Origin of the sequence: Sinorhizobium numidicum (assembly GCF_029892045.1) — a bacterium.
In the GTDB taxonomy this organism is placed as follows: domain Bacteria; phylum Pseudomonadota; class Alphaproteobacteria; order Rhizobiales; family Rhizobiaceae; genus Sinorhizobium; species Sinorhizobium numidicum.
On sequence record NZ_CP120368.1, the window covers coordinates 249,224 to 262,821 of the forward strand.

Here is a 13,598-nt window from a genome sequence, read left to right on the forward strand (position 1 = left end):
GCTTCACTCATGGTCCTCTCGGGGAGAGGAGGCGGAGCCATGAGTGAATCGATCGAAGGCGGCTGTTTCTGCGGCCGCATCCGTTATCGGCTGAAGCGCCGGCCGATGTTCGTCCATTGCTGCCATTGCAAAGATTGCCAGCGACAGCTGGGTAGCGCCTTCGTGCTGAACGGCATCATCGAGGCGGAAAACGTCGAGCTCCTGAGGGGAGAGCCCGTCACGGTGACGCTTTCGACCGACAGCGGCCGTCCGCACGACGTCTATCGCTGTGCCGAGTGCCAGTCGGCGCTCTGGAGCGACTATGGCAGGCGCAAGTGGCTTTCCTTCGTTCGCGTCGCGACCCTCGACCGCCCGTCGGACTTTCCGCCGGACGTGCACATCTATACCCGCTCGAAACTCGACTGGGTGCCGCTGCCGCCCGGTGCGCAGGTTTTCGAGGAATATTACGATATGAAAGCTCTCTGGCCGAAGGAGAGTTTGGAACGGCGCGATCGGGCGCGCGCGAAGGCGGAGGGATCGGAGCGGACGTGACGGCAAGCGAGCGCGAAAAGATGGCCGCCGGCGAGTGGTACTGCTGCCTCGATCCGGAATTGAATGCTTTGCGCGCAAAGGCTCGCGAGGCCGTGCACTGGCACAACACCATGCCGCCCGACGAGCGCGGCGGCATGGCCCTGGCGCTTAGGGCGCTCTTCGCGAACGTGGCCCCGGATGTCTTCATCGAGGCGCCGTTCCACTGCTCCTACGGCATGAACATCACGCTCGGTCCGCGCGTCTATCTGAATGCCGGCTGCACCATCCTCGACAGCGCCCCGGTTGCCATCGGCAACGGCTCGATGCTCGGCCCGGGTGTCCACGTCTATTGCGCCGAGCATCACAAGGACCCGGCCTTGCGCCGAACCGGACTGGAAATCGCCCGCCCCGTCACGATCGGTAACGATGTCTGGATCGGCGGCGGCGCGATCATCCTCGGCGGCGTGACGATTGGCAATGGCGCCATCGTCGGGGCGGGTTCGGTGGTGACGCGGGACGTGGCTGCGGGTGCGACGATGATGGGGAGCCCGGCGCGGCTACATGACAGCATGTTAAGGGGAGCCAACGTTCGATGACGGATGAGGCGACAACAATCCATATCCGCCCGGCGCGCACTGAGGATGTGCCGGCGCTTTGCACCTTCCTGAACGAGATCATCCGGCTTGGCGGCACGACCGCGCACGAAACTCCGTTTAGTCATGAGAGCTTTGCCTCGCATTTTCTTTGCGGCCTAGGTTTCGTCAGTTGCTTCGTCGCGGAAGATACTGAGGGCCGGCCTTGCGCCTTTCAGGCGCTGGAGCGCTGGGACGGTCTCCCCGTGGGCTGGGCGGATATCGGAACCTTCGCCCGACCGCATGCGAAGGTTCGCGGTGCCGGAACCGCGCTTTTTGCCGCCACAAAGGCGCATGCGCGCACCGCGGGCTTCAAGGTGATCAACGCGACCATTCGCGCCGATAACATGGGCGGCCTGGCCTACTACGACAAAATGGGGTTCGTCGACTACAAGGTCGAAAGCGGAGTGCCGCTGAGGGATGGCCGGCCCGTCGACCGCATCTCAAAGCGCTATCTACTTTCGCGATGATACGCTGGTCGAGAGTGATCAGAAGCCTTGAAATGCGAAATCGATGGCGGCGACGATGTCGTCGCGCCGATCCGACAGATTTGCGACCATGTCGCCAACGCTCAAGGATATGGCGGACATAAGGTGCGTCGCCAAAATGTAGTGTTCGCCGTCGATCGTCACCTGGGGGTTGAGGCGCGACATGGCGCGACCGAATTCAGCTTCAGGAATGAATGGAGCGACCATCCTGGTTTTCAACGCGTCAAAGAGGTCGGCCTGGAGATCGATCACCAACGTGTCGCCCTGCTTCAGGCGATAGACGTGAAAGCGAGCCATTAGAACTGTCGGTGTCTGGCCAGCGGCAGTCCGCGTTTTTCGACAAAGGCGTTCGCATCGGAGATCGCTTCCGCGTTCTGCGTGCGCCAGAGCTTTTCTTGTTCAGCTCTGGTAGCTTTGGCGATGCCCTCCTCTGCCGCGCGCGAGATATTGATCTTGAGATCGCGCGCCTGCGACAGCAGATCGTCATTGAGAGAGGGATTGGTCGGGCGTCTTGCGGTTGATCTGGTCATGTTCGCTCCATGAAGATGCGCACGCTACATGCGCATCTTCATGAGAAGAAAACAATCACTCATCCCCCATCTTCAGCGCCGCGATAAACGCCTCCTGCGGGATTTCCACCTTGCCGAACTGGCGCATGCGCTTCTTGCCGGCCTTCTGTTTTTCCAGAAGCTTGCGCTTGCGGGTGGCGTCGCCGCCGTAGCACTTGGCGGTCACGTCCTTGCGCAGCGCCGAGATGGTTTCGCGGGCGATCACGTTGCCGCCGATGGCGGCCTGGATCGGGATCTTGAACATGTGCTTCGGGATCAGCTCCTTCAGCTTCTCGCACATTTCGCGGCCGCGCTTTTCCGCCGCCATGCGGTGCACCATCATCGACAGAGCGTCCACCGGCTCGCCGTTGACGAGGATGGACATCTTCACAAGATTGCCTTCCCTGTGCTCGGTGATCTGATAATCGAAGGAGGCGTAACCCTTGGAAATAGATTTCAGCCGGTCATAGAAATCGAACACGACTTCGTTGAGCGGCAGGTCATAGGTAAGCATTGCGCGGCTACCGACATAGGTCAGCTCGACCTGGATACCGCGGCGATCCTGGCAAAGCTTCAGGATACCGCCGAGATAATCGTCGGGCGTCAGGATCGTCGCGCGTATCCATGGTTCGTGGATTTCAGCGATCTTGACCACATCCGGCATATCGGCGGGGTTGTGAAGCTCGCGCTCCGAGCCATCGGTCATGAACAGCTTGTAGACGACCGAGGGCGCAGTCGCGATCAGGTCGAGATCGAATTCGCGCTCAAGACGCTCCTGGATGATTTCAAGATGCAGAAGGCCAAGGAAGCCGCAGCGGAAACCGAAGCCGAGTGCCGCGGAGGACTCCATTTCAAAGGAGAAGGAAGCATCGTTGAGGCGCAGCTTGCCCATGGCCGAGCGCAGGTCCTCGAAGTCGGCAGCGTCGACCGGGAAGAGGCCGCAGAACACCACGGGCTGCGCCGGCTTGAAGCCGGGCAGTGCCTTGGCCGTCGGCCGCTTGTCCTCGGTGATCGTATCGCCGACGCGGGTATCGGCCACTTCTTTGATCGAGGCGGTGATGAAGCCGATCTCGCCGGGGCCGAGCGCGTCCATGGCGACCATCTTCGGCGTCAGCACGCCGAGGCGCTCGATCTGGTATTTCGCATCCGTCCCCATCATGCGGATGGTCATGCCCTTTTTCAGCGTTCCGTCGATGACGCGCACCAGAACCATGACGCCGAGATAGCTGTCATACCAGCTGTCCACGAGCAGCGCCTTCAACGGCGCGGTGTCGCCACCGTCGCTTTTCGGCGGCGGCAGCCTGTGAACGATCGCTTCCAGGACATCCGGAATGCCGAGGCCGGTCTTTGCCGAGATCAAGACTGCGTCGGAGGCGTCGATGCCGATCACCTCCTCGATCTGCTCCTTGATCCGCTCCGGCTCCGCTGCCGGCAGATCGATCTTGTTGAGCACCGTGACGAGCTCATGATTGTTGTCGATCGCCTGGTAGACGTTGGCAAGCGTCTGGGCTTCCACGCCCTGGCTGGCGTCGACGACCAGCAGCGAACCTTCGCAGGCCGAAAGCGAGCGTGAGACTTCGTAGGCGAAATCGACGTGGCCGGGCGTGTCGATGAGGTTCAGCACATAGGTCTCGCCGTTGTTCGCCTTATAGTGCAGGCGCACGGTCTGGGCCTTGATGGTGATACCACGCTCGCGCTCGATATCCATGCTATCCAAGACCTGCTCGGACATTTCTCGCTCGGCAAGGCCGCCGGTCGACTGGATCAGCCGGTCGGCCAGCGTCGATTTGCCGTGGTCGATATGGGCCACGATCGAGAAGTTGCGGATATGCGACAGGGGAGTCCTGGAAGATGTTGTGCTCATAGGCCCGCATATAGCAGCGCTCTCAGGCGGCGCAAAGCGGGAAATGAAGGCTTCGTTTACGATAATCCGAAGCCGCCGTCGGCCTACTCCGGCTTGGCTTCGCTCTCGCACAAAGCTCCGGCATTGGGGATCTGGGCCGTCTTCCACTCGAAGCCCTCCCGACTTTCCGACACCTCTTCCGAGCGTTTGCGCAGGCGGTAGAGCACGAAGCCCGCGTAGAGAAGAGCAACGGCCATCGCCGCATAGATGAAGGTGCGCTGGCCGAAAAACGGGGTCAGCACAGTGACGAGCATGGGTACGACGGTGGCCGAAGCTGACCAAGCGATGAGCATGGTGCTGGCGAGCGGCACGAAGTCGGCGGGATCTGTCCGGTCGTTGGCATGCGCATTGGCAATCGAATAGACCGTCTCGACCGCGCCGGCAAAGAGCGCGAAAACCAGCATCAGCAGGACGAGATTGGCGAAAGAAACGGTTAGGGCCGCCATGCCTGCCGCGACGACCAGCAGGCAGGTCGCAATCAGCACGACGCGCCGGTCGATGCGGTCGGAAAAGGCGCCCATCGGATACTGGATGAAAAGCAGCCCGAACTGCATGACGAACATCAGCGCCGCGACGTCCTGCTGGCTGACTGCGTTGGCGGCATAGATCGGGGTAAACCCCTGCACCACCATCGAAAGCCCTCCCGAGGCGAGCACGCCCATCAAGGCGACGGGCGAGTTCCGCCAGACCATCGGGATATCGACGCTCACCTTGGCCGGGGCAGGAGGCGTTGGCAGGCGCGTCAGCCCGATCGGCAGGATGGCCACTGCTGTGAAGAAGACCGTGATGATCGGGGCAAGATTACCCTCCGCCGGAATCCGGCCGAAGAGCCAGGCGCCGGCGCCGAGGCCGATCACATAGGCCATGTAGAACAGCGCCATCGCCTTGCCGCGCCAGTGGTTTTCGCTGGCGTGGTTGAGCCAGCTCTGGGTTATGATGAAATTGGTATTCGCGGCGATGCCATAGAGACCGCGGGCGATGATCCAGAGGATCGGGTGAACGCCGAGGCTGACGAGCAGCGCCGAGAGGATGACGAGGGCCATCGAGCAGGAGAAGGCGCGGGCATGGCCGACGCGGCGGATCAAGGGTCCGGCGATGACGCAGCCGACAAGGCCGCCGAAGGCGATGGCGGTGACCGCCGCGCCCGGCACCCAGGCCGGTGCTCCCAACCGCGTCAGCACGAAAGGAACATAGGCGAGCATCATGCCATTGCCGATAGCCACAGCCGTCATCGAGACCACGATGCTGGCAATCGACAGCAGCGACGAAGGGGGCCTATCCATATGCTGTCCTCCCGCGGTCATGCTCAATAAGACTTCTCTAAATTGTTGAAGAAGGAACATTTTTCTGAAATGACCTGACGGCGACCGTAGCGTGATAGCGGTCGTGGCGTTGTCGCCAAAGCGGCATCGGCGAAATTTATTTGGCGGCTTCGTCCAGCGCTTGACTCCATTATACGAGAAATGCATTCTCAGATAATGGAAAACATCGGCGATCTAATCGAACATACCATAGGCGAGCGCATAAAGGAGTTGCGCGTTGCACAGTCGCTCACGCTAGACGACCTCGCCCTGCACTCCGGTGTCAGCCGGGCCATGATCTCGCGCGTTGAGCGTGGCGAGGCGAGCCCGACGGCGCAGCTTCTGGCAAAGCTCTGCAGTGCGCTTGGCACAACGCTTTCGGCGCTCTTCGCCTTTGAGACGAAGGATGCTTCACCGCTCGCCCGGCGGTCCGAGCAGCGGCTCTGGCGCGACCCGGAAAGCGGTTACCTGCGCCGGTCGGTTTCCCCGGAGGGCATCGGTTCGCCGGTCGATATCGTCGAGGTCGAATTTCCGCCGGGAGCCCGCGTCGTTTTCGAGCGCCAGCCGTCGGACCGTGGGATTACCCAGCACCTCTGGCTCTTTTCCGGCCGTCTCGAATTGACGATGGAGAGAGGGGCCCATCTGCTCGAACCGGGTGATTGTCTCTTTCTCGGACTTGAGCAGGCCCACATTTTTCATAACCCCTATGACGAACCGGCGCATTACGCCGTTATTGTTTGCCGCACCAAGGTCTAGCCATGCCCGACGTAAACATCCGCGTGCTCACCGAAGAAGAAACCCGCGCCGCATTGCCGGCGCTCGCCGAGATCCTCTCGGATTGCGTCGAAGGCGGCGCGTCCGTCGGTTTCATGCAACCTTTTCCGCCGGAGGACGCCCTACCGTTCTGGGAAGGCATAGCCGCTGCCGTTGCCAGAGAGGACGCGGTGCTCATCGTTGCCGAGGTCGATGAACGGATGGTTGGCACGGTGCAGCTCGGCATCGGCACGATGTCGAACCAGCCGCACCGCGCCGACGTCAAGAAGTTGCTGGTGCATCGGGACGCACGTGGCTTCGGCCTGTCGCGCCTCCTAATGGAGAAGGCGGAAGCCGAGGCGATGAGGCGCGGCAGGAGGGTGTTGGTGCTCGACACGGCAACCGGCGAACCGGCGGAAGCGATCTATGAACGTTTCGGCTGGATGCGCGCCGGCATCGTTCCCGACTACGCGCTGATGCCGGACGGCCGCTATTGTGGCACGACTTTCTTCTACAAACATCTTCCGAGCTAATTTAGCACACCGTGGCGCCCGTACGAGCGGGCAACAGGGACTGGCGGCCATGCCGCAACATCCCTTCTCTCGGCCCGCGGGGGAAGGTCGCGGCAGCGGGAAGAGGGGCGAGTCCGTACCATGGAGGCAACATCGGCATTATCGGATGGTCGATACTGGTGCCGCTGGGCGTCGGATCGATTGCCTACGAAACAAAGAAGTTTGAAAGCCCCTGACCGGCGGCAAAGGCTACATAGGCGAGCACGGCGAAGTAGACCGTGGTGGCGACGAGGAAGAGATAGCCGCCGGCCACCATCAGCCCATCACGCTGGATGACGCCGAGCGAAAGCAAGAGAATGGCAATTCCGGGCAGCGTGTTCGACAGCGGGATCAGCCCCAGCGGGAACATCAGCAGCACGCCGCCGGCCATGATCATCAGACCATTGAAGCGGTTCATGACGGCACCCTGCGTCAGGAAATGCAGCCGCGGTCGCACGAAACGGTCGAGTTTCGAGACGAGCGCCGCCCCCTTCTTCAGCGTCGGCACAAGCTTCTCGGTTTCGATCTGCCGATCGAGGATGCGCCGCGGCAGCCAGGGCAGGCGATTAAGGGTGATCGCCAGCGAGATCAGAATGATTGCGGCGCCGAACACCGTGCTGACGCCGGGGATCGAAACGGGAATCAGAAATGGCAGCGTAAGCAATGCGCAAAGAAGCAGGAAGCCGTGCTCGCCGATTTCGATCATCAGTTCGCGCAGCGTGATCGTATCGCCTCTGATCGAAGCGATCATTCCGTTCAGCGTGTCGCTGAGATTGCGTTCCCTGTCGCCGAACTCGATCGCCATTCTATCGTCCCCGCTTTTTTCACCCCTCCGCCCGCATAGCATGGGCGTGTGAAGGTTCGGTTAGCGGGTGCTCTGGTCAGCAATGTGGCGACTCTGGTGATTTCACCGAGCCGCTTCCCGCGTGCCGTGTCGAGGCATGCCAGGCCGGGTTGCGGCTCCGATGGAATGCCTCTTCATCTTCCTGCCTTAATCGATAGTATGAAGCAACTTTGAGCACCAATGGGGACAATCGATTCGATGATAAAGAAATGCGCCATTCTGGCCGTTGCGGCCGTCTACCTTTCCGGATGCACCACCACAGATCCCTATACGGGAGAACAGAAGATGTCGAATACGGCTGGCGGCGCCCTGATCGGCGCGGGGCTCGGCGCCGCAACCGGTCTGCTGGTCGGCGGCAGTGCCGCGGGCCGGCGTGACGCGGCACTCGTCGGAGCCGGGATCGGTGCGCTCGGCGGCGGTCTGATCGGCAACTACATGGATCAGCAGGAGGCGGAACTGCGCGCCCAACTGCAGGGTACCGGCGTCTCCGTCACCCGCGCGGGCGACCGCATTATCCTCAACATGCCGTCGAACATCACCTTCGCGACCGACCGTGACCAGGTGATTCCAGACTTCTATTCGACGCTCGATTCGGTTGCGATCGTGCTGCGCAAGTTCAACAAGACGCTGATCGATGTCGACGGCCACACCGATTCCACCGGTAGCGCCTCCTACAACCAGGGGCTCTCCGAGCGCCGCGCGGCATCGGTCGCCAATTATCTCGGCAGCCGCGGCATCGACCAGCGCCGCGTTTCCACGATGGGCTACGGCATGGAGCGCCCGATCGCCTCGAATGCCAGCGAGGCCGGCCGGGCGCAGAACCGCCGCGTCGACATCTCGATCGCGCCGATCCGGGAGAGCTGATCCCTTCTCAAGAATACGAGAAGGGCCGCGTGGCATGCCACGCGGCCTTCATGCGGCGATCGCCAGGTTTCCAAGCTTGTGGTTCCTGATGCACCGTCTACGGGCGATCCGTATGCTCCTTCGCAAGAGCAGCGCTGCGGCCGGCGCCGCGGGCGCAGATGATACCCAGTGCCGGAGCGAGCGCGAACAGCCAGAAAAGCCAGTTCGCCGCCGCTGCGGTTCCTTCCGGCGTGCCCTCGTCGATGCCGGCGAGATTGGCGACCATGCCGGCGAGCGCGGCCCCGAGCGAGGCGGCAAAGAGCTGGACGGTCGTGATCGAAGCGGATGCTTTCTCTTCTTCGCCCGCAGGCGCGCCGGCGTAGACGGCGGTGACGATATGCGGCCAAGCGATCCCGATGCCAAATCCGACGGCGGCAATACCGAGTGACAGCGGCAAGGCGATCGCGGCGAAGTCGGCCGTTGTCAGCGGCATGAGCACGGCGATCGTCAAGAGACCGGCGAGCCCGAAAAACGGGCCGGCGACGATCGTCTTACGCGCCCGGCTGCCCTGCCAATGGGCGCTGGTCATCGATCCGGCGGTCCATCCAAGCGCCATGAGCGCTGCAATATAGCCGGCGGCAAGCGGAGACCGCCCGTGTAGTTCCTGCAGAAAATAGGGAACGAAGATCTCGGGCTGCATGCCGATCATCGCGAGCGCAATGGTCGCATAGAGCGCCGCAAGCAGCGAGGATGGTCTCAGCGCGTCGCGAGGCAAGAGCTTGGCGATGGAGCGGCGTTCGATCGCGATAAGCCCCGCGAAGAGGACGAGCGCCGCGCCGACGCCCGCAGCCTGCTCGCCCGCCGTCGGTCGCGCACTGGCGACCGACAGGGTGAGGACGATGCCGAGCAGCAGGACGAGCTGCTTCAGCGGCAGCGGTTCGCGTGGTTCGGATCTCGTGCGTGGCAAGGTCGAAAGCGCGAGCGCCGCAAGCAGCACCGTAAATGGCAGCAAGGACCAGAACGCTGCCCGCCAGATGCCGAATTCCGCGAAGACGCCGCCAACGGCGGGGCCGACGAGCGTTGCGGCGCCCCAGGTCGCGGAAATCAGGCCGATCGCCCGCGACCAGAGTGCGGCGGGAAACACCATGCGGATGACGCCATAGGCAAGCGCGTAAAGAAGGCCGCCGCCGAAGCCCTGCACGGCCCGGCCGGCAAGCAGCGTCGGCATATCGGGGGCGGAGGCACAGAGAAGCGTGCCGACCCCAAAGACGAGCGCGCCGGCCGCATAGGCGACGCCTGCCCCCATGCGGCCGAGGAGACGCCCTGAAAGTGCTGCGCCGAGGATCGACCCGGCAACGAACAGCGTGGTGCTCCAGGCATAGTAGTCGAGCCCGCCAATGTCCCGGACGATCGACGGCATGGTCGTCGTGACGATGTAGACGTTGAGCGCGTGCAGCGCGACGCCGCCGCAGAGGACGAGCGAGTGGATGGCGTTGTCGCCGCGGAAGAGCGAGTGCCAGCCGGCGTCGCCCGCCGCCGGCACGTTCTGGTTTTTCTCGAGCATGTTTGAACCTCGTCGATCGGCATACGGTCGTTGAAGCGGGATGAAAGTATCGCGGTTTTTCCGCCCGCATCCGCTCTGACCATTAGCATCGATCGCGGTTAGGTTTCGACCAAAAGTTGAGTTCAGTGGAGGCTGGCCCCTTGAGTTGGGCAAGCTTATCGGGATTGCGCACGATGAAGATGTCGGCAACGCGGCCTTCCGCGTCATGGCCGAAGGAAACGGTGGCAGCGATCTCGTCGGCGCCCTCGCCGCGCAGGATAATGCCGCGTCCGCCGTTGAGGTCGGCCGTTTCCCAGCGATAGTGCGACCAATATTCGGTGAGGCGCTCGGCGATGAAGGCCATGACGGCATCCTTGCCGGAGAGGACGCCGAGCACGGTTGCGGCCTTGCCGCCGCCGTCTGCGGTAAGCTTCACATCCGCCGAGAGCAGAGCCGAAAGGCCGGCGATGCTGCCGCCGTGAATGGCGGCGTGAAAGGCCGTCAACAGTTCCTCCTGGCGCTCGCGTGGTGTCTGATAGCGCGCTTGATCGACGCCGACATTCGATTTCGCGCGCGAGACGAGCTTGCGCGCCGCCGCCTCCTGCACGTCCAGAGCGGCGGCGATTTCGTCGTAGGCTTGACCAAAAATCTCGTGCAGCAGGTAGGCGGCACGCTCCTTCGGCGTCAGGCGTTCGAGCATCAGCAGAAAGGCGGTCGTGAGCGAGGAGGTGAGGGCAAACTTCTCTTCCACATTGTCGTCGCTTGCCGTGTGGATCGGCTCGGGCAGCCACGCGCCGACATAGTCGACGCGCTTCCGGTGGGCCGCCTTGAGCAGGTCCAGGCAACGGCGCGTGCAGGTGGTGGTGAGCCAGGCGGCCGGACTTGCGACAGCCATATCATCGATTTCCTGCCATTTCAGGAACGTGTCCTGAACCGCGTCCTCCGCGTCGGCGCGCGAGCCGAGAATGCGGTAGGCGAGGCCGAGGAGGCGGGGACGCGCCTCCTCAAATATGCCGGTCTTGTCGTCACGGGCCATATTAGTGCCTCGAAATCTGGATGCGGTTCCAGAGATTGATCATCGCGACGGTAGATGTGATGACGCTTATCTCATTTTCACCGAAGTGCTCGCGGAGCTTGGAGCGTAGCACCGCGAAATCGGTGCGGGGCTCGAGCTCGGTCAGTGCCTCGGTCCAGGCAAGTGCCGCCTTTTCGCGCTCGGAAAAATCGCCAACCTGATCCCAGACGACGACGCGGTCGAGCCGCTCGCTGGTTTCGCCGTCCTCGCGGGCCTCTTTCGTATGCATCTTCACGCAGAAGCCGCAGCGGTTGATCTGCGAAGCGCGAAGCTGGACGAGGTGGTGGATCGTCCGGTCGAGGCCGTGGGCGTCCATCTTCTTGTGCACCTCGGCCAGCGCGCCGAGCACATCCGGAATTTCCTGGTCGTAGCGAACGGCTTTCGTATCGGTCATGGTTCATCTCCATCATGGAAGGTTGATGCCTACGACCAGTTGACGATCGGCCATGGAGGTCTGTGACGTCGCCGCCGAAATTTTTAGGCCTTCGGCGGGTAGGCATGCCCCTGACCACGGAAGTCCGTGACCGTATAGCAACCGCCGCCTTCCGCCGCGATGGTGCTTGCGCTGATGACGGCTTTGCCGTGGCCACCGGGGATGTCGAGAATGTAGGTCGGCTGGCAGAGTCCGGAGACGCGGCCGCGAAGCGAAGCGACGAGGGCTTGGCCCTCCTCGATCGACAGCCGGAAATGACTGGTGCCGGGCGCGAGATCCGGGTGATGGAGATAGTAGGGCTTGATTCTCGTTTCGACAAAGGCGCGCATCAAATCGGCAAGCACTGCGGGATCGTCATTGACGCCCTTGAGCAGCACGGACTGGCTCACCATGACGACCCCTGCATCGATGAGCCGCGCGGTGGCGGTGCGAGCCTCTGGCGTCAACTCGCGCGGATGGTTGGCGTGAAGTGCCACATAGGTTGCCTTGCCGCTCGCTTTCAGCGCGGCGATAAGATCGGCGTCGATGCGCTCCGGCTCGACCACCGGCACTCGGGTATGGAAACGCACGATCTTCACATGATCGATTTCGTGGAGGCGTGCCATGATCTCCCCGAGCCTGCGCGGCGAAAGCACGAGAGGATCGCCGCCGGTGAGGATCACCTCCCAGATTTCGGAATGTTCGGCGATATAGGCGATGGCCGCATCGAGCTCCTCGGCTGTCAACATGCCGAGCCCCTGGGGTCCGACCATCTCCCGGCGGAAGCAGAAGCGGCAATAGACCGGGCAGACATGCACTGCCTTGAGCAGCACGCGGTCCGGGTAGCGGTGGACGATGCCGGGGACGGGGCTGTGCGCACCGTCGCCGATCGGGTCGGCGCGCTCTTCCGGCGTGAGCGTCAGTTCGGCCGCGTTGGGCACGAACTGCCGGGCGATCGGGTCGTTCGCATCCTTGCGATCGATGAGGCTCGCAATCGCAGGGCTGATCGCGACCGCATAGCGCGATGCGACGCGCGAGATCGCCGCCTCGTCGCCTGGCGCGACGAGTCCGGCGTCGATCAGTTCGCGGGCCGTTCTGATTGGGCGCTGCTCATTCATGCCATGGGCTCCGCGACCGGCGCCCAGAGAACCTGATCGATTCGGGAGGCTCCGGTCGCCAGCATCACGAGGCGGTCGAAACCGAGCGCGATCCCGCTTGCTTCGGGCATGATGGCAAGTGCTGCGAGGAAATCATCGTCGAGCGGATAGGTCTCGCCGTAAACGCGGGTCTTTTCCGTCATCTCCAGCTCGAAACGGCGCCGCTGCTCCGCAGCGTCGGTCAATTCGCCGAAGGCGTTCGCAAGCTCGACACCGCAAGCATAGAGCTCGAACCGCTCGGCGACGCGCCGGTCGCGCGGCGTCGGCCTGGCGAGCGCCGCTTCGGCAACCGGGTACTCGTCGAGGATCGCGGGGCGGCCGAAGCCGAGATTGGGCTCGACTTTTTCGACGAGCGTGCGGCTGAAGAGATCGGCCCAGCTATCGTCCTCGGCTACACGCAGGCCGCAAGTCCTCATGGCCGCCGCCAGCCGCTCGCGATCGGTAGCGCCGTCCTTGTCGATCGAGGCGAGCAGATCGATCCCGGCGAAACGGTCGAAAGCTTCGGCGACCGAAATCCGCTCCGGTTCGAGAGAGGGATCGCAGTTACCGCCCTGGTAAACAAGCTGCCGCGCGCCGGTCGTTTCGGCCGCGAGAGCGAGGATCTTGGCGCAGTCGCGCATCAGCGTCTCATAGCCCTCCCCGGCGCGGTACCATTCGAGCATTGTGAATTCCGGATGATGCAGCGGGCCGCGCTCGCGATTGCGGTAGACATGGGCGAAACAGGCGATCCGCCTTTCGCCTGCGGCCAACAGCTTCTTGCAGGCGAATTCCGGCGAGGTGTGGAGATACAGCGGCTGAACCGAGCCGTCGGGACCGCGAGCTTCCGTCGCGAAGGCATGCAGATGCGCTTCGTTGCCGGGCGAAACCTGCAGCGTCGCGGTGTCGACCTCGACGAAGTCGCGCTCATCGAAAAAGCGCCGCAGCGCCGATTGAATCCGGTTGCGCCCGATGAGAAAGGGGCGCCGGTCGGCATGGACATCCGGTGTCCACCAAGGGGAAACATGCGGCATGATCGGTTCGGTCCAGGCTTTCTTCCGT

Annotated in this window: 16 protein-coding genes; 6 read left to right on the forward strand and 10 right to left on the reverse strand. The window is 62.9% G+C overall.

Features of this window, described 5'->3' with window-relative positions; all coding sequences use genetic code 11:
- Positions 1–39: 39 nt before the first annotated feature.
- The 3 genes from PYH37_RS12255 to PYH37_RS12265 are packed head-to-tail and all read left to right on the forward strand — an operon-like array spanning position 40 to position 1,612.
- The gene (locus PYH37_RS12255) at positions 40–531 is read left to right on the forward strand and encodes a GFA family protein (protein WP_280735216.1); all 492 of its coding nucleotides are present in this window, start codon (positions 40–42) and stop codon (positions 529–531) included.
- Entirely contained in the window at positions 528–1,106 is a 579-nt protein-coding gene (locus PYH37_RS12260; RefSeq protein ID WP_280735217.1) for a sugar O-acetyltransferase, read from the forward strand. The genes PYH37_RS12255 and PYH37_RS12260 overlap by 4 nt, the downstream gene beginning before the upstream one ends.
- On the forward strand, positions 1,103–1,612 hold the full coding sequence (locus PYH37_RS12265) for a GNAT family N-acetyltransferase (protein ID WP_280735218.1): 510 nt from the start codon (positions 1,103–1,105) through the stop codon (positions 1,610–1,612). Before PYH37_RS12260 ends, PYH37_RS12265 begins: the two co-directional genes overlap by 4 nt.
- Before the next feature lie 18 nt (positions 1,613–1,630).
- Here PYH37_RS12265 and PYH37_RS12270 read toward each other — a convergent pair whose 3' ends face one another.
- The 4 genes from PYH37_RS12270 to PYH37_RS12285 all read right to left on the reverse strand — a co-directional run bounded on the left by PYH37_RS12270 (position 1,631) and on the right by PYH37_RS12285 (position 5,364).
- Complete coding sequence (locus tag PYH37_RS12270) at positions 1,631–1,927, reverse strand: CcdB family protein (RefSeq protein ID WP_280735219.1); 297 nt, start codon at positions 1,925–1,927, stop codon at positions 1,631–1,633.
- Positions 1,927–2,160 (reverse strand): type II toxin-antitoxin system CcdA family antitoxin, encoded by a 234-nt coding sequence (locus tag PYH37_RS12275; protein ID WP_280735220.1) that lies wholly within the window; start codon positions 2,158–2,160, stop codon positions 1,927–1,929. The genes PYH37_RS12270 and PYH37_RS12275 overlap by 1 nt, the downstream gene beginning before the upstream one ends.
- Positions 2,161–2,215: 55 nt before the next feature.
- Positions 2,216–4,042 (reverse strand): translation elongation factor 4, encoded by a 1,827-nt coding sequence (gene lepA / locus PYH37_RS12280; RefSeq protein WP_280735221.1) that lies wholly within the window; start codon positions 4,040–4,042, stop codon positions 2,216–2,218.
- An 83-nt stretch (positions 4,043–4,125) separates the two neighbouring features.
- Positions 4,126–5,364, reverse strand: coding sequence for an MFS transporter (locus PYH37_RS12285; protein WP_280735222.1), 1,239 nt, complete (start codon positions 5,362–5,364; stop codon positions 4,126–4,128).
- A 180-nt stretch (positions 5,365–5,544) separates the two neighbouring features.
- Between PYH37_RS12285 and PYH37_RS12290 the strand changes: the two genes are divergently transcribed.
- On the forward strand, positions 5,545–6,138 hold the full coding sequence (locus PYH37_RS12290) for a helix-turn-helix domain-containing protein (protein WP_280735223.1): 594 nt from the start codon (positions 5,545–5,547) through the stop codon (positions 6,136–6,138).
- A 2-nt stretch (positions 6,139–6,140) separates the two neighbouring features.
- Positions 6,141–6,668 (forward strand): GNAT family N-acetyltransferase, encoded by a 528-nt coding sequence (locus PYH37_RS12295; RefSeq protein ID WP_280735224.1) that lies wholly within the window; start codon positions 6,141–6,143, stop codon positions 6,666–6,668.
- 184 nt (positions 6,669–6,852) lie between these two features.
- Here the strand turns inward: PYH37_RS12295 and PYH37_RS12300 are convergent, their stop codons facing one another.
- The gene (locus PYH37_RS12300; RefSeq protein ID WP_280735225.1) at positions 6,853–7,491 is read right to left on the reverse strand and encodes an exopolysaccharide biosynthesis protein; all 639 of its coding nucleotides are present in this window, start codon (positions 7,489–7,491) and stop codon (positions 6,853–6,855) included.
- Between the two features lie 237 nt (positions 7,492–7,728).
- On the opposite strand from PYH37_RS12300, the gene PYH37_RS12305 reads away from it, so the two are divergent.
- Complete coding sequence (locus PYH37_RS12305; protein WP_280735226.1) at positions 7,729–8,394, forward strand: YiaD family glycine zipper/OmpA-like lipoprotein; 666 nt, start codon at positions 7,729–7,731, stop codon at positions 8,392–8,394.
- Between the two features lie 97 nt (positions 8,395–8,491).
- On the opposite strand, the gene PYH37_RS12310 is transcribed toward PYH37_RS12305, so the two are convergent.
- The 5 genes from PYH37_RS12310 to epmA all read right to left on the reverse strand — a co-directional run bounded on the left by PYH37_RS12310 (position 8,492) and on the right by epmA (position 13,570).
- Positions 8,492–9,937: an MFS transporter gene (locus PYH37_RS12310; protein WP_280735227.1), complete on the reverse strand. Its 1,446-nt coding sequence runs from the start codon at positions 9,935–9,937 to the stop codon at positions 8,492–8,494.
- An 82-nt stretch (positions 9,938–10,019) separates the two neighbouring features.
- Positions 10,020–10,952, reverse strand: coding sequence for an RNA polymerase sigma factor SigJ (gene sigJ / locus PYH37_RS12315; RefSeq protein ID WP_280735228.1), 933 nt, complete (start codon positions 10,950–10,952; stop codon positions 10,020–10,022).
- Between the two features lies 1 nt (position 10,953).
- Positions 10,954–11,385, reverse strand: a complete 432-nt coding sequence (locus PYH37_RS12320) for a carboxymuconolactone decarboxylase family protein (RefSeq protein WP_280735229.1) — start codon at positions 11,383–11,385, stop codon at positions 10,954–10,956.
- 83 nt (positions 11,386–11,468) lie between these two features.
- A complete protein-coding gene (locus PYH37_RS12325) occupies positions 11,469–12,521 on the reverse strand; it encodes a lysine-2,3-aminomutase-like protein (protein WP_280735231.1) in 1,053 nt (350 codons plus the stop codon).
- Positions 12,518–13,570: an EF-P lysine aminoacylase EpmA gene (gene epmA, locus PYH37_RS12330; RefSeq protein WP_280736019.1), complete on the reverse strand. Its 1,053-nt coding sequence runs from the start codon at positions 13,568–13,570 to the stop codon at positions 12,518–12,520. The genes PYH37_RS12325 and epmA overlap by 4 nt, the downstream gene beginning before the upstream one ends.
- Between the last annotated feature and the right edge of the window lie 28 nt (positions 13,571–13,598).